Below are 21,608 nucleotides of genomic sequence, written 5' to 3'. Positions count from 1 at the left end.
ATCTGCAGGAGTGGCCCGAACCGTTGACGTAGCCGAGCTGGTCGACCGCGCGCGCGAAGGGCAGCCGCGCGCGGTCGCCAGGCTGATCTCGCTCGTCGAGGACGGCGGCCCCCAGCTGCGCGAGGTGGCGGGCGCACTGGCGCCGTTCTGCGGCAACGCGCAGGTCATCGGGTTGACGGGCGCGCCGGGCGTCGGCAAGTCCACGTCGACGTCCGCGCTGGTCGCGGCCTACCGCAGGCGTGGCAAGCGGGTCGGGGTGCTGGCCGTGGACCCGTCGTCGCCGTTCTCCGGCGGCGCGCTGCTCGGCGACCGGGTGCGGATGGGCGAGCACGCCACCGACCCCTGCGTGTTCATCCGGTCCATGGCCACCCGCGGCCACCTGGGCGGGCTGTCCTGGGCCACGCCGCAGGCGTTGCGCGTGCTCGACGCGGCGGGCTGCGACGTGGTGCTGGTCGAGACGGTCGGCGTCGGCCAGTCCGAGGTCGAGGTGGTGTCGCTGGCCGACACCACGGTGGTGCTGCTCGCGCCCGGCATGGGTGACGGCGTGCAGGCCGCGAAGGCGGGCATCCTGGAGATCGCCGACGTGTTCGTGGTCAACAAGGCCGACCGCGACGGCGCCGACCAGACCGCGCGCGACCTCAAGCACATGATCTCGCTGGGCCGCCGGGAGCGGGAAGGCGGGCTGTGGCGGCCTCCCGTGGTGAAGACGGTCGCCTCCCGCGCCGAAGGGCTGGACGAGGTCGTGGACGCGGTCGAGGCGCACCACGCCTGGCTCGTCGAACGCGGTGAGCTGGCACGACGCCGCGCGAACAGGGCCGCGGGCGAGATCGAGGCCATCGCGCTGGAGCGGCTGCGTTCCCGGATCGGCGGATTGCGCGGCGCGTCCGCCCTCGAAACCCTGGCCAAACGGGTCGTGGCGGGTGAGCTGGACCCCTACGCTGCGGCTGACCGACTGGTCGAGGGGGTGGGGGCATGACGACGCCGGTGGTGGTGGACATCGGCACGCGGGACACCCGTCGGGTGATCATCGGCGGGGTGGTCGCCGGTGGGCTCGGGGTGCTTGCACTCGTCGGCGCGGTGAGCGCCTACGCCGACGGCGAGGGCGTCGGCGGGACGATCGCGCTGGTCATCGGGCTCGCGTTCACGGGCATCGCGCTGGGCGCGGTGCTCAACTGGAAGAAGATCTCCCGGCCGCGCAAGCTCGTCTTCGAGGCCCCGGGCGTGCGGTGGGACGACCCGCAAGGCGCGCCGTGGGCCGTGGCGTGGCACGAGCTGGGCGCGGTGCGGATCTCGCGGACGCGGGAACGGGTCGTTAACCCGGCCGACGCCGTGCTGCGCAAGACCATGGTCAGGCTGGACCTGCTGCCCGCCGACCACCAGGCTTTCCGGGACCGGCACGCCGACATGGCGCACCTGGCCCGCGAGGACGGCGCCTACCGGCTGCCGCTGGGCGACGCGGCCGCGTTGGTCCCGGTGGTCGAGCGCGCCGTGCTCGGGTTCGCACCGCACCTGTACCGAGGGGTGCAGGACGAGGGTTTCACTGTGGGGTTGTCGTGAGAGAGATCGAGATTCCCTTCGGCAACCAGGCCGAACGACGTGCCGGGCTGGCGGTCCAGCTCGGCTTCACGCTGTTCGGCGTGCTGCTGATGTTCCTGTCGTACTCCGACGGCCACCTGGCCGCGATGTTCGTCGGGCCGGTGGTCGTGCTCGGCGGCCTGATCGGCGGCGGCGTCTGGCGGGGGAAGGCCCGGCTGCGCCGGCTGGTCGTCGAGCCGCAGGGCCTGCGCTGGGTGGAGAAGGGCAAGACGTGGGCCGTGCCCTGGTACGAGCTGGCCGGGGTGTCGCTGTCCTACGACGCCAAGCCCAAGCCCGCGCTGTGGCTGCACCTCGCGCCGAACGACCCGAGGGCCTTCGCCGCCACGTACCGCAGCGTGCCGACGACCCCGTTCGGCCACTGGGTCCAGCTGCCCGACGACACCGGCAACGACCTGCTCGACCTGGCGCTCAAGCGGCACGCGCCCCAGCTGTACCGGGGGTACGTGACCCACTTCAGCGTCGGTCGGGGCGCTGTGGTGTGACCGAACGGGCGGTCGCCGCCAGGTGCGCCTCGTGCTGGGACACCGCCTTGCGCCACAGCGGTTCGCGGTCGGCCTCGGCGAGGACCAGGCCGTAGACGTCGGCCAGGGCGGTGAACCAGTCGGCCCGGTCCTCCAGCACGGTCTTGGTGGTCGTCTCCTCGATCCGGGACAGGGTCAACGCGCGCAGCACGTCCCAGCCCTCGGCGTCGGTCCGCAGCACGCCGAACGTGCGCACGAACCCCGACTCCGGCGACGTGGACAGGTGCACGTGCCGGTCGGTGAAGTGGTCGAGGCCGACCGCGTCCGGCGCGAAGTGCATGGCGTGGAAGCTCCCGCGCACGTCGTGCCCGAACCGCCACGCGCCCGGCGCCGCCGTCGACGGCCCCAGCTCGAACGCGAACGGGCCCTGGCGGTGGACGCCCGCCCGCAGCGGCAGCGGCGAGTGCAGCCCGTCGCCCAGCCCGGCGTCCACCAGCCAGACGTCGTCGGAGTCCGGCAGGTCGCGGACGGTGAGCGCGAGGTGGCTGCGGCAGATCACCGGCTCGTCGTCCGCCGTCATCTGCACGCCGCCGGGATGCCGGGTCACGTGGTAGCCGAGCGCGCTCAGCAGCTCGGCGAACGCGCCGTTGAGCTGGAAGCAGTACCCGCCGCGGCCCGCCAGCACGCGGGCCGCGGAGTCGAGCGGGTCCAGCGAGGTCACGCGACCGAGCTGGATCTCCACCGTCTCGTACGGCACCCGTTCGGCGAACGCCCGGTGCAGCCGGGTCAACGCCGCCACGCCCGGGGGCTCGGCCTCGCGCAGACCGAGGCGGCGCAGCAGTGCGGTTACGTCGAGTGATGGCATCTGGAAATCCCCCATCCGGGTTGGATGCGTGGAAGCCGGGACTTCCGACTCTAGGCAACGACGATCACAGCGCCGAACGTTTATCCCAGCGACTGGGGCGTGACGAAGAGGTGCGATGTACGACTCCGCTGGACTTCAGGTCCTGTCCCGCGAGGAATGCCTGGAGCTGCTCGGCACGGCCGCCATCGGCCGCCTCGTCTACACCCACATGGCCTTGCCGGTGGTGCACCCCGTCGTGTTCGTGCTCGACGGGGAGTGCGTCGTGCTGCGCGTGCCGGACGGCAGCGCCACCCTCGTCGCCCGGGACACCATCGTCGCGTTCCAGATCGACGACGTCGCGCCCGACCTGTCGCACGGCTGGTCGGTGATGGCGGTCGGGCACGTCACCGAGGTCGAGGAGCAGGTGCGGCTGGCCCGGCTGCGGCAGCTGCCGCTGGCCTCGCGCGGGGTCGGCGGCGGCGACCACTACCTGGTCGTCGACCTGGAGGTGCTGTCGGGCCGTCGCATCCCGTAGCCGGAGGCGTTAACCTCGAAACCTCCGACCCGGAGGGTGGTCTCGGGTGGCCGGATCCCCGGACGCGAACGCCGCGACGCGGCTGGACGGCCTGCTGCGCGAGCTGACCGACCGCACCACCGAGGTGGTCGTCTCGCAGGAGCGGCTGCACCGGCTGCTGGCCGCGGTCGTCTCGCTGGCCAGCGACCTGTCGCTGCCGGACGTGCTGCGCCGCGTCGTGGAGTCCTCGTGCGACCTGGTCGGCGCCCGGTACGGCGCGCTGGCCGTGATCGGGCCGAACCGGCAGCTGCTGGAGTTCACCTACGACGACGGCCACCACAACACCGACTACGAGAAGACCGGGTCCGAGGCGACGACGTTCGACCCGTCCGGTCCCGGCTTCCTCGGCGTGCCGGTGCACGTGCGCGGCTCGGTGTTCGGCAACCTCTACCTCAGCGACAAGGCCGACGGCGCCGACTTCACCCGCGCCGACCGCGAGCTCGTGGTGGCGGTGGCCGCGGCGGCGGGCATCGCGATCGAGAACGCCCGGCTCTACGCGCAGTCGCAGCAGCGGGAGGTGTGGCTGCGCGCGTCGAACGAGGTGACGAACGCGCTGCTCACCGGCACACCGGACCGGGACGCGCTGCGCCTGGTCGCGGTGCGCGCCCGGCTGGCCGCCGACGGCGTGAACGCGCTGCTGGCGCTGCCCGACGTGCAGGGTGAGCTGGCCGCTCGGGTGGTGGACGGCGAGATGCGGGGGTTCAGCGCGATCGGCGAGGGCGGCCCGGCCCACGAGGTGTTCGAGACCGGCAAGGCCAAGGTGCTCGACGGGCTGCCCGGCCAGCGCCGGATCGGGCCGGTGGTGTTCGTGCCGCTGGCCGCCGGGCAACGGGTGCTCGGCGTGCTGATGGTGGCGCGTGCGCGCGAGCAGCGGGCGTTCGACGCCTCCGACGTGGCGCTGGTCGAGTCGTTCGCCCGGCAGGCCGCGCTGATCCTGGAGTTCACCAGGGCCACCGGCGCGGGACGGCGGCTGGCCGTGCTGGAGGACCGCGACCGGATCGCCCGCGACCTGCACGACCTGGTCGTGCAGCGGCTGTTCGGGCTCGGCCTGGGCTTGCAGAGCATGAACGGGCTGGTGGAGCAGCCGATGGTGGCCCAGCGGCTGGCGGACTTCGTCAGCGAGGTCGACCAGACCATCCGGGAGATCCGGCGCACCATCTTCTCGCTCCAGGAGCCGCCCGCCGGCGCGGCCGACCTGCGCGCCCAGCTGATGAAGGTGGTGCAGGAGTCGGCCCGGCTGCTCGGCTTCGAGCCGTCACTGGCGATGGACGGCCCGATCGACTCGGTGGTGCCCGACCACGTGCGGCCGGACCTGCTGGCCACGTTGCGCGAGGCGCTGGCCAACGCGGCGCGGCACGCGTCGGCGAAGAACGTCGAGGTCGAGGTGGTGGTCGACCGGGCGGCGACGAACCTGCGGCTGGTCGTGCGCGACGACGGCGAAGGCCTGCCGCGCGGCCGGGGCGGGCACACCGGCGGCCTGGTGAACATGGCGGCGCGCGCCGCGAGGTGGGACGGTTCGTGCGAGGTCGAGTCGGCCGAGGGCCGGGGTGTAACGCTGACGTGGTCCGTCCCGTTGGTATCGGTGTAGGGAGGGTCCATGTCCATCTCGGTGCTCCTGGTGGACGACCACGAGATCGTCCGGCGCGGACTGCAGCAGCTGCTCGCGGTCGAGTCGGACATCGAGGTGGTCGGTGAGGCGGAGAGCGCCGCCGCGGCCGTGTCCGCCGCCGCGTTCCACCGCCCCGACGTGGCCGTGATCGACGTGCGGCTGCCCGACGGCGACGGCGTGACCGTGTGCCGGGAGATCCGCTCGACGGTCCAGCCGCCGCCCGCGTGCCTGATGCTGACCTCGTACTCCGACGACGAGGCGCTGTTCGGCGCGATCATGGCGGGCGCGGCCGGGTACATGCTCAAGCAGGTCTCCGGCAACGACCTGGTGTCCGCGATCCGCACGCTGGCCGGTGGCGGCTCGCTGCTGCACTCGGGCGTGACCGCGACCGTGCTGCAACGGCTGCGCGGCGGACCGGTCGAGGACCCGCGCTACGCGGCGTTGAGCCCGCAGGAGCGGCGGATCCTCGACCTGATCGCCGAGGGCCTGACCAACCGGCAGATCGCGAACCGGCTGTTCCTGGCCGAGAAGACGGTCAAGAACTACGTCTCCTCGCTGTTGCACAAGCTCGGCTTCGACCGCCGGACCGAGGCCGGTGTCTACGCCGCGCGCCGGCGGCAGGCCGGCGGGATCTAGCGGCTACAGCGGCCAGCCGACCAGCGGTCGCGTGCTGGCGGCGGCGGGCGCGGTCGGGTCGGGCAGGGGCGTTCCCGGGCAGGTCAGGTCGGCCGCCGGCACCCTGCCGTCCACGATGAACGCCTCCACGACCTCGTCCACGCACGGGTTGCCGAAGGCGTAGACGCCGTGGTCGCCCTCGTCGGTCACGGTGAGCATCCGTGAGCCCTCGAAGCCGCGATGCGCGCGTTGGGCGCCTTCCACCGGCGTGGCCGGGTCGCGCACCGACTGCACCATGAGCACCGGCGGCACGCCCTTGCCGGTCGGCTTCTTCAGCTCCAGCGGCGGACGGTCCCAGAACGCGCACGGCGCGAGCCGCTGGTAGAAGCCGTTGAGCGGGTACCGCTCGCCCAGCCGTTCGGCTTCCCGCGCCAACGTGGTCCGGTTGTGCCGGAACTTCGTGTCGTTGCACGTGACGGAGTACAGCGTGGCGCTGGGCGCGTCCGGGTACCGGGCCACGAGCGCCGTCGTGCCGGTCCGCGTGGCCTGCCCGAACGTCACCAGGGCCTGCGCCGCGTCCGCGAACAGCAGCTTGCTGTACTGGGCCCGGGTCAGCACCAGGTCGAGCGCGAAGCCGTCGACCACGGTCCCGTCCGGCAGCGCGAGCGGGTCGGCGGCGAGCTTCGCGCGGGTCGCCTCGTAGGTACGGCGCACCTGCTCGGCGGTCGTGCCCAGGTGGTAGGCGCTGTCGTAGCGGGCCACCCAGGGCAGGAAGTCGGTCCGGAACCGGCGTTCGACGGCGTGGCCGAAGTTGTCGAAGATGTCCTGGAACGTCGAGGTGAAGTCCGGGTTGGAGTCGAGCACGACCTTGTCGACCCGGTCGGGGAAGTAGGTGGCGTAGTGCGCGCCCAGCCAGCTGCCGCCCGAGTAGCCGACCCAGTTGACCTTCTCCCGGCCCAGCAGGCGGCGCAGCAGGTCGAGGTCGTGGACGGTCTGCTCGGTGTTGACCACCTTGCCGAACTCGCCGGACCGGGTCTGGCACGCGGTGGCCTGCAGCTGCGCGGCGTCGTAGAGCAGGTCGGTGTTGGCGCGGCTCCGGTCGCGCGGGTCGGCGACCCCGACCCAGCTGTACCCGCCGCAGGTGACGTTCGTGCTCGCGCCCGTGCCGCGCGGGTCGATGCCGATCACGTCGAGGTCGGCCACCAGCTTGGCGCGCTGCACGTAGAGCAGGGGCAGGCCGCGTCCGGGGCCGCCCGGACCACCCGGGTTGGTCAGCACGACGCCCTTCGCCTGGCCGGAGCGCGCCTTGAGCCGGCTCACCGCGATGGTGATCGTGCGGCCGTCGTCCGGCGTGCGCCAGTCGAACGGCGCCTGGAACGTGCCGCACTCCAGCCCGTCGAGCTCGGCGCACGGCGACCAGGTGATGGTCTGGTCCGGTCCCGGCTCCGCCTGCGCGTACGTCGGCAGGGCCGCCCCGATCAGCGCCGCGGTCACGGCGATGGCGGTTCTCGCTCGCATGGATGTCCCCCTCCGTCGAGGGCTCCACCCCATCGCGCACGTAGGCTGGGGGACAACCGCAGAAAGGCCCTGTTCGGCTCTACGAAAGACTTAGGCCACTCGGGCTCGGAGGAAAGTAAGGTCGCTGGAGTGGGGATTTTCCGGAGGAAGCGGCCTGCCGCGATCGCCCGTGAAGTGGTGCGGGACCACACCTACGACGACGCGATCCTGGACATCGCGGCGGAGGAGATGGACGCGGGCCACCTGAGGGCGGCGACCACGGTGCTCGCGGAGTGCCGGGACGACCCCGAGGTGAGGGCGCTGCGGGTCGAGGTGCTCGGCGAGCACGCCATCGGCCACGCCGACGAGCTGCTGGAGCTGGCGAAGAACAACACCGACCCGGACCTGTGGCTGCTGGCCGGCACGGCGTTCATCCGGGAGGCGTGGGCGATCCGCGGCTCGGGGCGGGCCGACAGCGTCGGCAAGGACCGGTTCAAGGTCTTCTTCGGGACCCTCCGCAAGGCCGTCGGCCCGCTGCACGAGGCCGCGAAGCTCCTGCCGCGCGACGCCGTGCCGTGGGCGCAGCTGCAGACCGCGGGCCTCGGGTTGCAGGTCGACCGGGACCAGAAGGACGAGGTGTGGCGGGAGATCGTGGCGCGGTGCGCGTCGCTGTACCCGGCGCACTGGACGCGGTTGCAGATCCTGGCGTCGAAGTGGGGCGGGTCGGCGGAGGAGATGATGGCGTTCGCGCAGGGCAGCGTCGACGCCGCGCCGCCCGGCGACCCGGTGGTGGCCATGCTGCCGCTGGCGCACTTCGAGATCTTCCTGGAGCAGTTCGAGGACGCCGTGCAGGCGCGGTCGGCGTTGAAGATCGCGACGCTGAAGATGCGCTACTTCACCCGGCACCGCGACGAGATCGCCACGGCGGCCGACAAGTGGGACTCGACCCCGACCAAGCCCCACCCGCGCGCGTTGCAGGCCCACAACCTGTTCGCGGCGGCGTTCGCCCTGGCCGACGACGCGCCCCGGGCGAAGCGCCACCTGCTCGGCATGCGCGACCACGTGCACGACGTGCCCTGGGCGTACGTCGCCTACCTGGCCGACGACCTGGAGAAGGAGTACTCGGAGCTGGCCAACAAGTACCTGTGAGCAGCTCACTTGCCCTTCTTCCGGGCCACTTTCGGCGGGGGTCCACCCACCCGATCCTGCTCAACGCAGTCCGCCGGCGGGCGGTCTCCACGCGCCCGTGTGGAACTCGACCGGAGACCGGTCGTCCGGGCGGCTGCGGTGGCATTACTTCGGTCCGACGCCCTTGAGGTAGCGCAGGACCGCGGTGACGCGCCGGTCGGCCCGGTCATCAGGTGCGAGGTCGAGCTTCGCGAAGATGCTGCGGATGTGCTTGTGCACCCCACCTTCGGTGATGACGAGCCGCTCGGCGATTGCGGCGTTGCCCAATCCCTCGGCCATGAGCGCGAGCACGTCCCGCTCCCGGGGGCTCAACCGTCCCAGCGCGCTGGTGTGCGGGTTGCGTGCCAGCAGTTGCCCCACCACCTCGGGGTCCACCGCAGTGCCACCGCCCGCCACCCGGTGCAGCGCGCTCAGGAACTCCTCGACCCGTCCCACCCGCTCCTTCAGCAGGTAACCGAGCCGGTCGGCACCGGCGGCGAGCAACTCCGTGGCGAACGCCTGCTCCACGTACGCCGAGAGCACGAGCACCGCGAGGCCGGGCCGGAGGCGCCGCGCCTCGACGGCGGCCACGATCCCCTCGTCGGTGTGGGTGGGCGGCATCCGCACGTCGACGATGGCCACGTCCGGCTCGTGCTCGACCACCGCGGCCAGGAACGATCCCGGCGTGTCGGTGGTGGCCACCACGTCGAGCGACTCGGCGCGCAGCAGCAGCGCCAACCCCTCGCGCAGCAGCGGGTCGTCCTCCGCGATCACGATCCGCACGGCAGCTCCACCTCCAGCTTCGTAGGCCCGCCGGGCGGGCTGTCCAGGGTGAGCCGCCCGTCGTACGCCTCGACCCGCCGGCGGATGCCGGACAGGCCCGACCCGCCGCGCTCGTCCGCACCGCCCCGGCCGTCGTCGCAGATCCGCAGCAGCAGCCGATCACCCTCGCGGCGCACCGCCAGCACGGCGCTCGCGGCGCCGCTGTGCTTGGCCACGTTGGAAAGGGATTCGGCCACCACGAAGTAAGCGGTGGCCTCGACCGAGGCCGCGCACCGGCCCGGCACGTCCACCACCACGTCACACGGCACGCCGCAGCTCCCCGCCAGACCTGCCAGCGCATCGGCGAGCCCGCGGTCGGCCAACACCGGGGGCAGGATGCCGCGGACCACCGCGCGCAGCTCGGCGAGCGCCTGTTCGGCGGCGTCCTGCGCCCGGTCCAGCACGGCACCGGCCGCGGCCGGGTCCCGGTCCACGGCCCGCCTCGCGGCGCCGAGCAGCACGGTCACCGCGACCAGCCGGTTCTGCGTGCCGTCGTGCAGCGACCGCTCGATGCGGCGCAGCTCGACGGCGTGCGCGTCGAGAGCGGCGGCTCGGGTGGCGGTCAGCTCGGCGACCCGCAGCGACAGGTCCGCGCCTGCCGGCGGCGCCAACAGGTGCCGGCCCGGCCACTCCTGCGCCCGGACGAGCGCCGGCCCGAGCCCGACGATGAAGGCTGCGCAGGACACGCCGGTCAGCGCCACGGCCAGCGCGCCGCCGAGGTCGGTGACGGCCCAGAAGATGAGGCTGGGGGTGTTGTCCTCGGGCGGCAGCAGGTGGTACCAGAACGGGTACGTCGCGTTCTGCAGCGCCGTGGCCGGCATCGCGAGACCGAGGAACCCGGCCGCCAGGCCGATGGTGGCGTGCAGCGGCAGCCAGGCCAGCTCACGGCGCACGGTCACGTCCCGCAGCGCGTCGCGCACCCCACGCGGCACCGGGCCGGGGACGAGGACGTCGAGCCGGGCTCGTTCCCGGTTCGCGGCCGCTCGCAGCACACGCAGGGCAGCGGGCAGCAGGAGAACGCCCACACCGACGCAGCACAACACCGCGACCACGCCGAGCCAGACCAGGGCGGCCAACGCGAGCAGCGCCGTGCCGAAGCCGCCGACCAAGCGCGCGACAGCGTCGAACGACGCCCGCAGGCGCTTCCACACCTGTGCCATGCCACCCCCGGCCGAACCTTAACCGATCAACACAACCCTGTGGAGCACGCGAATCGACCTGCCGTCCTGGCTTGTCCATCCGAACGACGGCCTCGGGGCGCCACCACCACCTCGGTTGTCCAGCAGGCTGGATTGTCCACGTGGGCGCAGGTGAGCAGCCTGGATCCAACCGGTCGTCGCAGGACCGACGTCTTCCGAGCCCAGGAGTTGTCTGCCTTGTTCGTGTTCTCCTTCCACAAAGATCGCCCCTCCTCCTCGCGATATCGCCGTGCGGCCGCCATGACGGCGGCGGTAGCGGTCACCGCGGGTGCTCTCGCGTTCGCCGGCCCGATCCCGGCGGCCCACACCGAACCCCACACCGAACCCCGCGACGCCATCCAGCAGGGCATGGACAAGCTCGTCGGTGTCGACCGGCACCCCGCAGCGCTGGCCTCCGTCCGGGACCGGCACGGTCGGACCCGCCACTACACCGCCGGGGTCGGCGACCTGCGGACCGGTGGAAAGGTGCCGACGAACGGCAGGGTGCGGATCGGCAGCGCGAGCAAGATGTTCGCCTCCGTCGTGGTGCTGCAGCTCGTCGGGGAGGGCAGGGTGGAGCTCGACGCGTCGATCGAGACGTACCTGCCCGGCCTGGTGCGGGGCAAGGGCATCGACGCCGACCAGATCACGGTCCGCCGACTGCTCCAGCACGACAGCGGCCTGCCCGACTACACCGACTCGATGTTCAAGACCAAGGCCGACTTCCTCCCCTACCAGCACGTCTACCTCGAACCTCGCCAACTCCTCGACCTGGCGAACGCCAGGGAGGACGGGCGTCCCGCCGGCGGTGGTTGGTCCTACAGCAACACGAACTACCTCCTGGCCGGCCTGATCGCCCAGCGGGTCACCGGCCGCCCGTTCGACGAGCTGGTCACCACCCGGGTCATCCAGCGGATCGGCCTGCGCGACACGTACGCGCCCGAAGTCGGCGAGGAGGACATCCGCGGCCGGCACCCCAGGGGTTACCAGCGTGATCCGGCGACTGACGAGCTGGTCGACTTCACGCGGATGGACCCGAGCTGGGGCTGGGCGGCCGGCCACCTGGTCTCCACCCCGGGCGACCTCAACACCTTCCTGCGCGCGCTGCTGGACGGGAAGCTGCTCGAACCGGCCCAGCTGGCGCAGCTGCGCACCACCATCCCGACGGATCCGGAGTCAGGCCGGGGATACGGGCTCGGCGTGTTCAGCACGCCGTTGAGCTGCGGAGGGGTCGCATGGGGCCATGGCGGTGACATCCCGGGCTACTCGACCGTCAACGCGGCCACCGACGACGGTCGCGCGGCGACCGTCGTGGTCACCTCGCTCACCGGGTCGGTGAAGGACGAGTCCGTCGCCGCGGACCGGGGCGCACTCGTCGACGCCGCACTGTGCGCGAACTGACGCCCAGCCGTTCCCCCGACCTCCGCCGGGCATCGACGGGGTAGTGCCAGCTGTACCGGAAGTGTGCAGCACAGGGGATCGTGAGGCGCCGAGGCCGTCACGACACTGGGCGAGTCAATGCAGAACATCCAGTGGGGAGTGTCCCTTGTCGAAGGATTTCAGCCGTCCGACCGAGAACCGCCCGGGCCGCGGCCGGCGTCGTGTGGTCGCCGCGGCGGTGGCGGCGGTGGCGGTCGCCGGGCTCGCGGTGACGAACGTGGCGTCGGCGGGCGCGTTGGACGGCAGGTCGAAGCCGGGGCACGACAAGGCGTTGCAGGCGGGCATGGAAGCGCTGGTCGCCGACGGGTCCCTGCCCGGGATGCTCATGTCGGTGCGGGACCGGAACGGGCGGGTGACGAACTACACCGCCGGGGTGGGTGACATCCGAACGAAGTCGAAGGTGCCGACGGACGGTTACGTCCGGATCGCCAGCATCACGAAGATGTTCACCGCTGTGGCGACCCTGCAGTTGGCAGACGAGGGCAAGCTCGCGCTGGACGACACGGTGGAGAAGTTCCTGCCGGGCGTGGTGCGGGGCACCGGCGACGGTGCGGCGATCGACGGTCGGACGATCACGATCAGGCAACTGCTGAACCACACCAGCGGGATGCCCACCGGGATCCCCTTCATGGCCGACGGGATCCTGCCGGTCAAGGACCGCTACTTCGAGACCCGGGAGATGCTGGACGCGGCGCTGACCCAAGCACCGACGTTCGCGCCGGGGCAGGACAGGGTGTGGGCGTACAGCAATGTCGGCTACATGCTGCTGGGCCTGGTGGCTCAGAAAGCGGCGGGACGCCCCTTCGCCGAGGTGGTCACGAACAAGATCATCGATCGGATCGGGCTGAAGGAGACGTACTACCCGGGTCCGGGCGACCGCGACATCCGTGCCCCGCACCCCCGGGGTTACCTGTTCGCCGAGGACGACAAGGGCGAGCCGATCGCCGGCGAGCTGATCGACATCACCCGGTTCGACCCGTCGATCGCCGGTGCCGCGGGGCAGATGATCGCCACCCCGAGTGACCTGAACAAGTTCCTGGTGGCCCTGCAGGACGGTCGACTGCTCACGCCCGGTCGGCTGGCGGAGATGCGTCAGGCGGTGGAAGCGCCCGGCCTCTTCGAGGGCTGGCGCTACGGTCTGGGCGTCATCGAGATGAAGCTCAGCTGCGGGATCACCGCGTACGGCCACGGCGGCGACGCCGACGGCTTCCAGACCCGCGCCGCCATCACGCCCGACGGCCGGGCGGTCGCCGTCGCCGGGACGAACGACGAAGTCAAGCAGTACGAAGTCATCGCCCTCTTCGACAAGGCCCTGTGCGCCACGAAGTAGAGCCCTGCGCACTTGCCCCGATCACTGGCCGGTGCGGTGGTCCATCCACCGCACCGGCCAGTGGGGCGGAGGACACGAGAACCCCGCGTTCGACTGGCCGCGCCGTGACGACACCCGAGGCGCCACTCCCACCTCGAACAAGATCCGTCCATCCTCGCGCGACCCCGAGCACCTGTGACGCGGGGTGACCGGGTGCCGCGCCCGGTCACCGGCGAGGCGTCAGCAGCGCTGCTTGTAGAAGTACTGCGAGTTGGCTTCCATGTCCGCCTTGGTCAACGCGACCAGGTCCGTCTCGATGTCGCGCTGCACCGGCCGGCCCTCCAGCGCCGCCACGGCCTGCTCGACGCCGGTCCGGCCGATGGTCGCCGGGTCCTGGGCGATCAGGGCCTGCACCGCGCCTCCCCGCAGGTCCTCCACCTGCTTGGGCGAGGCGTCGAACCCGACCAGGTTCACCGCGCCGGTCCTGCCCGCGTTGCGCAACCCGGTCGCCGCGCCCTCGCCCGTGTTCAGGTTCGTCGCGAACACCCCGATCAGGTCCGGGTTGGCCGACAGGGTGGCGGTCACCTTCGACGCCGCCTGGTCCGGCTCGTTGTCGGTGTACTGCTGACCCACGTACTCCAGGTTCGGGTACTTCTTGATCTCCTCCTCGAACCCGGCGGCCCGCGCGTCCGTGGTCGACGTGCCCGCCTTGGTGTTGAGCACCAGCACCGAGCCGGGCTTGCCGCCGACCAGCCCGGCCAACGTCCGCGCGGCCAGCCGCCCGCCCTGCTCGTTGTCCGACGAGATCGTGGCGGAGGCGATCGACGTGTCCTCCAGCTTGGTGTCGACCTCCACGACCTTGATGCCGGCGTCCTTGAGCTGCCGCATCGGCCCGGCCATGGCCTTGTCGTCGGTCGGCGCGATGAGCACCGCGCCCGGCTTGTTCGCCAGCACGCCGGTCACGATCGGGGTCTGCTGGGTGGCGTCGAACTTCGCCGGCGCCTGCACGTCGACCGCGTAGCCCGCCGCCGAGGCGGCCTCCCGGAAACCGCACTCCATCGAGATGTAGAACGGCTCCGCGGCCACGCCGGGGATCAGCACCATCTTCTTCGCGTCACCCGTGCCGCCGGTGTCGCCGATCTGCCCACCACCACCGCAAGCGGTGAGCAACAAAGCTGCGCATAGCATTGAGACGAGAGCAACCGTCTGTCGTCTGATTCTCGGCTCCGCCGATGGTGATGACATGTTCTCCCTCTCCTTTTAGCGCTTGTCGCGAGCCTTTCTGCGCGACTGGTCGAACCACACGGCGGCCACCAGGACCAGCGCGACCGCGATCGGCTGCCAGTACACGTTCACGCCGACGATCACGAACCCCTTGCGCAGCACGGCCGGGATGAACACCCCGAGCACCGTGCCGACCACCGACCCCGCGCCGCCGAACAGGCTCGTGCCGCCGAGCACCACGGCGGCGATCGCGTTGAGGTTGTCGGTGTCGTGCCCGGTGATCGACGCGACCCGGAAGTAGGCCAGCGCCATGAACCCGGCCAGCCCGGCCAGCACGCCCGCCAGCAGGTAGACCCGGACCAGGTGGCGCGTCACCGGGATGCCCGCGCGCCGGGCCGCCTCCTCGTTCGAGCCGATGGCGTACGTGTGCCGCCCGAACGCCGTCGTGCCCAGCACCAGCGCGCCCACCGCCGTCACCGCGGCGGCCACCAGCACCAGGTTCGGCACGCCGAACCACGTGCCGGTGCCCAGGGTGTCGCTGAGCACGTCCGGCACCCCGGCCACGTTCGAGCCGTCGGAGATCAGCTGCCCGGCCCCGAGCGCCGCGCCGAACGACCCGAGCGTCACGATCAGCGGCGGGATGCCGGTGCGCGCGATGAGCAGGCCGTTCACCAGGCCCCACGCGGCGCCGGACGCCAGGGCCACCAGCAGGCCGACCAGCACCACGCCCCACCCGGCGTCGGTCGCGTCGCCGTCGTGCAGGGCGTTCATCGTCATGGCCGACGTGACGCCGGAGAACACCAGCACCGAGCCGACGGACAGGTCGATCCCGGCGGTGACGACCACGTACGTCATGCCGACCGACAGCACCAGCAGCACCGACGTCTCGACCAGCGTCGTCTGCAACGTGAACACGGTCAGCACCGCGTCCGGCCGGAGCGCGCCGAACACCGCGACCAGCACCAGCAGCACCACCGCGATCCACAACGTGTTCGCGCCGACCAGCCGGCGCAGAGCGGCGCGCTTCACGAGTCCTCCTGGGACAACGCGCCGGTCATCGCCCCGACCAGCTCCTCGACCGTGGTGGCCGCCGCGTCGAACCGGGCCACCCGCCGACCGAGCCGCAGCACCTCGACCCGGTCCGCCACGGCCAGCACCTCGGGCATGTTGTGGCTGATCAGCACCACCGCCATGCCCCGGTCGCGCACCCGCCGGATCACGTCGAGCACGCGTTCGCGCTGCACCACGCCCAGCGCCGCGGTCGGCTCGTCCATGAACACCAACCGGCTCGCCCACACCACCGACCGGGCCACCGCGACGCTCTGGCGCTGACCACCCGACAGCGCCCCGATCGGCACGTCCACGTCCGGCAGCGACACCCCGAGGTCCTGGAAGGAGGCCACGGCCCGCCGCCGCATCTCCCGCTTGTCCAGCACGCCGAGCCTGCCGAGCAGCCCGGCGCGGCGCAGCTCCCGGCCCAGGAACAGGTTCGCCGCCGGGTCCAGGTCCGGCGCGACGGCCAGGTCCTGGTACACGGTCTCGATGCCGAGCGCCCGTGCGGACACCGGCGAGTCCAGCGCGACCGGCGCGCCGTCGAACAGGATGGTCCCCGAGTCCGGCCGCTCCACCCCGGACAGGCACTTCACCAGCGTCGACTTGCCCGCGCCGTTGTCACCGACGAGCGCGACCACCTCGCCCGCGTGCGCGGTGAACGAGGCGCCGCGCAGCGCCTCCACGTTCCCGTAGTGCTTCACCAACTCCCGTGCGTCCAGTAACGGCAAGTCCACCTCTCAGCTCCTCGGCACCGATGGCGGCCTGCACCGGACGGCGACCACGTCGCCGGTCACCTCGACCTCGCCCGCCGCGTGCGGCACGACCACCGTGCTGCCCCGGTGCACCGCGACGGGACCCAGCGTGCCGGCGCCCTCCAGCACCACGAACACGCCGAACGAGGGCTCCAGCGCCGCCGTGCCGGACACGTGCAGCCGGTCGGCGCGGAAGAACGGGTCGGCCTGCGCGTCGAACAGGTCCACCGACGGCCCGGTGAGCGCCTGCGTGCGGCGCACGAGGTCGTCGGGCGACTGGGCGCGGCGCTCCAGGCAGTCCAACGCCTTGTCGTAGCCCAGGCCGAGGTGCCCGGCCTCGGCGTCGGCCAGGAAACCCCGCCACTCCAACGTGACCGAGAAGTCCGTCGGCTGCTGGAGCTCGACGATGAACACGCCCTCGCCGATCGCGTGCGGCACGCCGGCGGGCACGAACACCGTGTCACCGGGCGAGACCCGGACCGGGTTCAACGCGGCCAGCATCGCGGCGGAGTCCTGAGTGGACACCCAGTCTGCGGCCACGGCGGCGGGCACGTCGTCGCGGAACCCGATGTACACCGTCGGGTCGGGCCCGGACGTGCCGATGACGATCCACGCCTCGGTCTTGCCGTGCCGGCAGCCCAGGTGGGTGGACGCGAACGCGTCGGACGGGTGGCAGTGCACCGGCAGCCGCTGCCCGGCGTCGAGCAGCTTGACCAGCAGCGCGGTGTCCGCGCCGAACTCCGCCGCGTGCTCCGGGCCCAACCACGCCGCCGGGTCCGCCGCCACCGCGTCGCGCAGCCACCGCCCGTCCGGCAGGCGGGACAACCCCGCCTCGTCCTTGCCGAACTGGGTGGTGGTCGACGCGACCCAGTCCTCGGGCCCGCGGTCGGCCACGTCCCGGCTCCGGAACGCCGCGATGGCCGGACCGCCCCGGTAGAACTGCCGGGGCTGGTTGGCCTCCAGCACGACGGGCTGGGTGTCGGAACTCATGCGGGTACCTCTCCTGATCCACGGGCCACCAACCGGACCGGCAGGACGACGCGGCGCGGTGGGGAGCCGTCGCCGTCCAGTCGGGCGAAGAGCAGGTCCGCCGCTGCCTTGCCGAGCGCGCTCGCGTCGTGCGCGATCACGGTCACCGGCGGCGAGAGCAGGTCGGCCAGCTCGAAGTCGTCGAAGCCCACGAGGGCGGGCCGCACGGCGCTGCCCGCCAACGCGCGCACCGCGTGCACGGTGATCCGGTTGTTGCCGGTCACCACGGCGGTCGCCGGGTCGGCGGCGTTCTGCAGGCCCTGCAACGCCTTGCGCACCGACTCCTCGTCGTGCGGGCCCATGACGACCAGCGACTCGTGGTAGCCGATGCCGGCCCGCAGGCAGCCCTCGCGGTAGCCGCGCAGCCGTTCGTTGGCGGTGAAGATGTCCGGCGCGTCGCCGAGGAACGCGATCCGCCGGTGCCCGAACGACGCCAGGTGCGCGACGGCCTCGGCGGTGCCGCCGATGTTGTCCACCAGCACGGTGTCGGCGACCACGTCGCCCGCCGGCCGGTCCAGGAACACCACCGGCGTGCCCGCCCGCATCTCCGGCACCAGGTACCCGTGCTGCAACCCGGCGGGCACGATCAGCAGGCCGTCCACCCGCCGCGAGCAGAACTCCAGCGACAGCTCGCGCTCCCGCGCCGGGTCCTCGTCGGACGACCCGGTGATCACCTGGCGGCCGCGCAGCCTGGCGATCTCCTCCACCGCGCGCGTGACGCCCGAGTAGAACGGGTTGCCGACGTCCTCCAGCACCAGGCCGACCGTGCCCGTCGACGAGCCGCGGCGCAGGTTGCGCGCGCTGAGGTTGCGCCGGAAGCCGAGCTGGTCGATCGCCGCGAGCACCCGCTCGGCCGTGGCCGGGTGCACGCCTGCCTCGTCGTTCACCACGCGCGAGACGGTCTTGATGCTGACGCCCGCCAGCCGCGCCACGTCGTTCATCGTGGCACGCCGCACCTTGCGGGCGCCTGCCGCGCCGTTCGGGGACAACGTTGTCATAGTGGGCGAATCACACACCCCGCATTAACGGATGTCAACGTCCGGCCCTGTCTCGAACCGGACAACACCCGGCCACGGGGTTGACGACACCCCCGCACGCTCCGCAACCATAGGATTACGGATCGTTCGTGGACAGCGTTGTCAACCATCGGCGAAGCCGGCGATCGGACTGGCGGAGGCGCGCTCATGGGAACCTCGAAGGTGCGGATGACACTCGCCCTCGCGTCGGTGATGGGCCTCTCGGCGGCACTCGCGGTGGCCCATCCGGCGGCCTCGCGGGCGCAGCCGGACGACCTGGCCGAGTGGGTGAACCCGTTCGTCGGCACCCGGCCGGGTGGGCCGGACCACGGCACCGGCGGCGGCGCCGGCAACAACTTCCCCGGCGCGGACGTGCCGTTCGGCATGGTGCAGTGGAGCCCGGACACGGTGACCCGTCAGCACGGCGGTTACGCCTACGAGGACGACCGGATCAAGGGCTTCAGCCTCACCCACCTGTCCGGCGCGGGCTGCTCGACCTACCAGGACATCCCGATCACGCCGTTCGTCGGCGAGGTGACCACGTCGCCCGCGACGGACCCCGACCGGTACGTGTCGACGTTCTCGCACGGCAACGAGTCCGCGTCGCCCGGCTACTACGGGGTGACCCTCGACAGCGGTACCAAGGTCGAGCTGACGGTCACCCAGCGGACGGGCGTCGGCCGGTTCGCCTACCCCGGCGGGCAGCCGTCGACGCTGCTGGTCAACACCTCCGGCTCGATCTCGGGCACGGACGACGCCGAGATCACCATCGGCACGGACACCATCAGCGGCTGGGCGACCAGCGGCCGGTTCTGCGGCGCGGACCACCGCTACCGGGTGTACTTCCACGCCCGGTTCGACCAGCCGTTCGCCTCCGTCGGCACGTGGAAGAACGGCGCGGTCACGCCCGGCCGTTCGACCGAACGCGGCGGCTCGGGCGTGCGCGAAGGCCTCGGCGACGCGCCGAAAACCGTTGAGGCGCAGGGCGAACCCGCCGTCCGGAGCGAGGACACGACGGTGTCGGGGCCGGGTTCGGGCGGTTGGGTGACGTTCGACGACCCGGACGTCACCATGCGCGTCGGCCTGTCGTTCGTCTCGATCGAGGGCGCGAAGAAGAACCTGAGGGCGGAGAGCAACGGCAAGTCGTTCGACGTCGTGCGCGCCGCCGCCCGCCAGGCGTGGAACGACCGGCTCAGCCAGGTCGAGGTCACCGGCGGCACGGACGCCCAGCGCACCACGTTCTACACGGCGCTCTACCACTCCCTGTTGCAGCCCAACGTCTTCTCCGACACCGACGGCCGCTACCCGGGCTTCGACGGCCGCATCCACACCGCCGAGCGCGGTCACGCCGTCTACACCAACTTCTCCGGCTGGGACGTCTACCGCTCGCAGATGCAGCTGCTGTCGCTGCTCGCGCCGGCGGAGGCCTCGGACATGGTCCGCTCGATGGTGGCGTTCGCCGAGCAGGGTGGCGCCTGGGACCGCTGGACGGTGGCCAACGGCTACACCGGCGTCATGGTCGGCGACCCGTACCACGTGATGGTCGCCAGTGCCCACGCGTTCGGGGCGAGGGACTTCGACGCGCGCAAGGCCCTGCTGCTGATGCTGCGCGGGGCGACCCAGCCGACCCAGGGCTACGAGGAACGGCCGGGCCTCACCGAGTACCTGGACGTGGGTTACGTGCCGGTCGGCGTGCGCAACGTCTGGGGCGCGCCCGCGACCACCCTGGAGTACGCGACGGCGGACTTCGCCATCGCCGACCTCGCCCGCCGCTCGGGCGACGGCGCGACCTGGCAGGCGTTCATGCGGCGCGCCCAGTACTGGCAGAACATCTTCAACCCGGCCACCGGCCACACCCAGGCCCGCAACCGGGACGGCTCGTACGTGGAGCCGTTCAAGCCGGGCAGCCCCGACAACTGGGTCGAGGGCAACGCCGCCCAGTACACGTGGATGGTGCCGCACAACGTGCGCGGCCTGTTCACCGCGATGGGCGGCGACGCGGAGGTCCGCGACCGGCTGGACGCGTTCTTCACCAAGCTGAACGCCGGTCCGGACGAGCCGCACGCGTTCCTCGGCAACGAGCCGACCATGCACTCGCCGTGGCTCTACAACTGGGCCGGCGCGCCGGCGAAGACCCAGGCCGTGACGCGGCGCGCGGTGACCGAGCTGTTCGGCCCCGGCCCGGACGGGCTGACGGGCAACGACGACCTCGGCCAGATGTCGTCCTGGTACGTGTGGGCGGCGCTGGGCATGTACCCGGTGATACCCGGCCGGGCCGAGCTGGTGCTCAACAGCCCGCTGTTCAGCGAGGTCACGATCACCCGGCCGAACGGCGCGCCGATCGTGATCAAGGCCTCCGGCAGCGGCGCGTACGTGTCCGAACTCAAGCTCAACGGCCGGGCGCAGACCCGCACGTGGCTGCCGGAGTCGTTCGTGGCCCACGGCGGCACGGTGGAGTTCGGGCTGTCCGAGACGCCCACCACCTGGGGCACGGGCCCCGCCGACGCGCCGCCGTCGTTCCGGGACGGCGAGGTCGGGCAGCAGGCGTACGTGGACCCGGGACGGCTGGTGCTGCCCGCCGGCGGCAGCGGCGCGGTGACCATCGGCGCGCAGGACTTCTCCTGCAACGGCGGCGAGGTGTCATGGACCGCGCAGCCGCCCGCGGGCATCACGCTCACCCCGGCGTCCGGCCGGGTGACGGTCCCGGCGGGGGAGAAGGCCGGTGTCGAGGTCACCGTCGCGGTCGCCGCCGGCACGCCCGAGCAGACCCTGCGCGTGCCGGTGGCGTTCTCCACCGGGCAGCGGTCGACGATCTCGGTGCTGGTGGCCGAGCCGGGCAGCCTGCGCGCGGCGTTCGACAACGTCGGCACGTCGCCGGACGCCGAGCAGGCGATCGGCAACTTCGACGGTGGCGGGTGGAGCTACTCGCGCGAGGCGCTGGCCGCCGCGGGCGTGACACCGGGCGGCACGGTCACCTCCGACGGCCTCGCCTACACCTGGCCCACGTCGCCGGTCGGCGAGGCGGACAACGTGAACGCCTCCGGCGAGACGGTGACGCTCACCGCGCCGGCGGGCGCGGCGAAGCTCGGGCTGCTGGGCAGCGCGGCGGGCGGCAAGGCGTCCGGCACGCTCACCGTCACCTACACCGACGGCAGCGAGCAGACCGCCGAGGTCGGGTTCTCCGACTGGGCGCTGGGCGGCGCGGCGAACCTGCCGCCGTCGTTCGACAACCGGACCGTGGCCACGACGGGTTACCGCAACAACTCCAGCGGGGAGCCGCAGCAGCTCGAGGTGCACGTGTTCGCGACCGCGCCGATCGCGTTGGACGCCGGCAAGCAGGTCCGCTCGGTCACCCTGCCCGCGTCGGTGACCGGCGGGACGTTCCACGTGTTCGCCATCGCGGTGGCGTGACCCTATGGTGG

The 21,608-nt window shown here is 72.3% G+C and carries 19 protein-coding genes; 10 read left to right on the top strand and 9 right to left on the bottom strand.

Features of this window, described 5'->3' with window-relative positions:
* The first annotated feature begins 10 nt into the window (after positions 1 to 10).
* From meaB to ABTZ99_RS00990, 3 genes are read left to right on the top strand one after another with little or no spacing between them, the layout of a single operon-like run.
* Entirely contained in the window at positions 11 to 976 is a 966-nt protein-coding gene (gene meaB, locus ABTZ99_RS01000; protein WP_498775025.1) for a methylmalonyl Co-A mutase-associated GTPase MeaB, read from the top strand.
* Complete coding sequence (locus ABTZ99_RS00995) at positions 973 to 1,557, top strand: hypothetical protein (protein ID WP_498775023.1); 585 nt, start codon at positions 973 to 975, stop codon at positions 1,555 to 1,557. Before meaB ends, ABTZ99_RS00995 begins: the two co-directional genes overlap by 4 nt.
* Positions 1,554 to 2,078 carry a hypothetical protein gene (locus ABTZ99_RS00990; RefSeq protein WP_498775021.1) on the top strand — a complete coding sequence of 175 codons (525 nt, stop codon included), beginning with the start codon at positions 1,554 to 1,556 and terminating at the stop codon, positions 2,076 to 2,078. Before ABTZ99_RS00995 ends, ABTZ99_RS00990 begins: the two co-directional genes overlap by 4 nt.
* On the opposite strand, the gene ABTZ99_RS00985 is transcribed toward ABTZ99_RS00990, so the two are convergent.
* Entirely contained in the window at positions 2,050 to 2,922 is an 873-nt protein-coding gene (locus ABTZ99_RS00985; RefSeq protein WP_499607144.1) for an arylamine N-acetyltransferase family protein, read from the bottom strand. The two genes, ABTZ99_RS00990 and ABTZ99_RS00985, sit on opposite strands and share 29 nt — an antisense overlap.
* Positions 2,923 to 3,037: 115 nt before the next feature.
* Between ABTZ99_RS00985 and ABTZ99_RS00980 the strand changes: the two genes are divergently transcribed.
* Genes ABTZ99_RS00980 through ABTZ99_RS00970 form a run of 3 tightly spaced genes read left to right on the top strand, consistent with a single transcriptional unit; the run spans position 3,038 to position 5,720 of the window.
* The gene (locus tag ABTZ99_RS00980; RefSeq protein ID WP_498775017.1) at positions 3,038 to 3,436 is read left to right on the top strand and encodes a pyridoxamine 5'-phosphate oxidase family protein; all 399 of its coding nucleotides are present in this window, start codon (positions 3,038 to 3,040) and stop codon (positions 3,434 to 3,436) included.
* 46 nt (positions 3,437 to 3,482) lie between these two features.
* Positions 3,483 to 5,063, top strand: coding sequence for a sensor histidine kinase (locus ABTZ99_RS00975; protein ID WP_498775015.1), 1,581 nt, complete (start codon positions 3,483 to 3,485; stop codon positions 5,061 to 5,063).
* A 9-nt stretch (positions 5,064 to 5,072) separates the two neighbouring features.
* Positions 5,073 to 5,720 (top strand): response regulator, encoded by a 648-nt coding sequence (locus ABTZ99_RS00970; protein WP_498775013.1) that lies wholly within the window; start codon positions 5,073 to 5,075, stop codon positions 5,718 to 5,720.
* A 3-nt stretch (positions 5,721 to 5,723) separates the two neighbouring features.
* Here the strand turns inward: ABTZ99_RS00970 and ABTZ99_RS00965 are convergent, their stop codons facing one another.
* A complete protein-coding gene (locus ABTZ99_RS00965; RefSeq protein ID WP_499607139.1) occupies positions 5,724 to 7,217 on the bottom strand; it encodes an alpha/beta hydrolase in 1,494 nt (497 codons plus the stop codon).
* A gap of 129 nt (positions 7,218 to 7,346) precedes the next feature.
* On the opposite strand from ABTZ99_RS00965, the gene ABTZ99_RS00960 reads away from it, so the two are divergent.
* Positions 7,347 to 8,345: a hypothetical protein gene (locus ABTZ99_RS00960; protein WP_498775009.1), complete on the top strand. Its 999-nt coding sequence runs from the start codon at positions 7,347 to 7,349 to the stop codon at positions 8,343 to 8,345.
* A 144-nt stretch (positions 8,346 to 8,489) separates the two neighbouring features.
* Here ABTZ99_RS00960 and ABTZ99_RS00955 read toward each other — a convergent pair whose 3' ends face one another.
* Both ABTZ99_RS00955 and ABTZ99_RS00950 read right to left on the bottom strand, forming a co-directional pair.
* Complete coding sequence (locus ABTZ99_RS00955) at positions 8,490 to 9,146, bottom strand: response regulator (protein WP_498775007.1); 657 nt, start codon at positions 9,144 to 9,146, stop codon at positions 8,490 to 8,492.
* Positions 9,134 to 10,345 (bottom strand): sensor histidine kinase, encoded by a 1,212-nt coding sequence (locus tag ABTZ99_RS00950; protein WP_499607135.1) that lies wholly within the window; start codon positions 10,343 to 10,345, stop codon positions 9,134 to 9,136. The genes ABTZ99_RS00955 and ABTZ99_RS00950 overlap by 13 nt, the downstream gene beginning before the upstream one ends.
* A gap of 279 nt (positions 10,346 to 10,624) precedes the next feature.
* Here ABTZ99_RS00950 and ABTZ99_RS00945 point away from each other — a divergent pair, with 279 nt between their 5' ends.
* Positions 10,625 to 11,764, top strand: a complete 1,140-nt coding sequence (locus tag ABTZ99_RS00945; protein ID WP_498775003.1) for a serine hydrolase domain-containing protein — start codon at positions 10,625 to 10,627, stop codon at positions 11,762 to 11,764.
* A gap of 145 nt (positions 11,765 to 11,909) precedes the next feature.
* Positions 11,910 to 13,133, top strand: a complete 1,224-nt coding sequence (locus tag ABTZ99_RS00940) for a serine hydrolase domain-containing protein (RefSeq protein WP_498775001.1) — start codon at positions 11,910 to 11,912, stop codon at positions 13,131 to 13,133.
* 219 nt (positions 13,134 to 13,352) lie between these two features.
* On the opposite strand, the gene ABTZ99_RS00935 is transcribed toward ABTZ99_RS00940, so the two are convergent.
* The 5 genes from ABTZ99_RS00935 to ABTZ99_RS00915 all read right to left on the bottom strand — a co-directional run bounded on the left by ABTZ99_RS00935 (position 13,353) and on the right by ABTZ99_RS00915 (position 18,111).
* The gene (locus ABTZ99_RS00935; protein ID WP_499607132.1) at positions 13,353 to 14,300 is read right to left on the bottom strand and encodes an ABC transporter substrate-binding protein; all 948 of its coding nucleotides are present in this window, start codon (positions 14,298 to 14,300) and stop codon (positions 13,353 to 13,355) included.
* Between the two features lie 72 nt (positions 14,301 to 14,372).
* Positions 14,373 to 15,365, bottom strand: a complete 993-nt coding sequence (locus ABTZ99_RS00930; RefSeq protein ID WP_499607129.1) for an ABC transporter permease — start codon at positions 15,363 to 15,365, stop codon at positions 14,373 to 14,375.
* Positions 15,362 to 16,123, bottom strand: coding sequence for an ATP-binding cassette domain-containing protein (locus ABTZ99_RS00925; RefSeq protein ID WP_499607126.1), 762 nt, complete (start codon positions 16,121 to 16,123; stop codon positions 15,362 to 15,364). Before ABTZ99_RS00925 ends, ABTZ99_RS00930 begins: the two co-directional genes overlap by 4 nt.
* Before the next feature lie 3 nt (positions 16,124 to 16,126).
* Complete coding sequence (locus tag ABTZ99_RS00920) at positions 16,127 to 17,131, bottom strand: class I mannose-6-phosphate isomerase (protein ID WP_498774993.1); 1,005 nt, start codon at positions 17,129 to 17,131, stop codon at positions 16,127 to 16,129.
* Complete coding sequence (locus ABTZ99_RS00915; protein WP_498775219.1) at positions 17,128 to 18,111, bottom strand: LacI family DNA-binding transcriptional regulator; 984 nt, start codon at positions 18,109 to 18,111, stop codon at positions 17,128 to 17,130. Before ABTZ99_RS00915 ends, ABTZ99_RS00920 begins: the two co-directional genes overlap by 4 nt.
* 264 nt (positions 18,112 to 18,375) lie before the next feature.
* On the opposite strand from ABTZ99_RS00915, the gene ABTZ99_RS00910 reads away from it, so the two are divergent.
* On the top strand, positions 18,376 to 21,597 hold the full coding sequence (locus ABTZ99_RS00910; RefSeq protein ID WP_499607123.1) for a GH92 family glycosyl hydrolase: 3,222 nt from the start codon (positions 18,376 to 18,378) through the stop codon (positions 21,595 to 21,597).
* Positions 21,598 to 21,608 lie beyond the last annotated feature (11 nt).

Origin of the sequence: Actinosynnema sp. NPDC002837 (assembly GCF_040295345.1) — a bacterium.
Classification (GTDB): domain Bacteria; phylum Actinomycetota; class Actinomycetes; order Mycobacteriales; family Pseudonocardiaceae; genus Actinosynnema.
The sequence above is the reverse complement of the archived record's forward strand: the minus strand, read 5'-3'. Positions and strand labels throughout refer to the sequence as shown.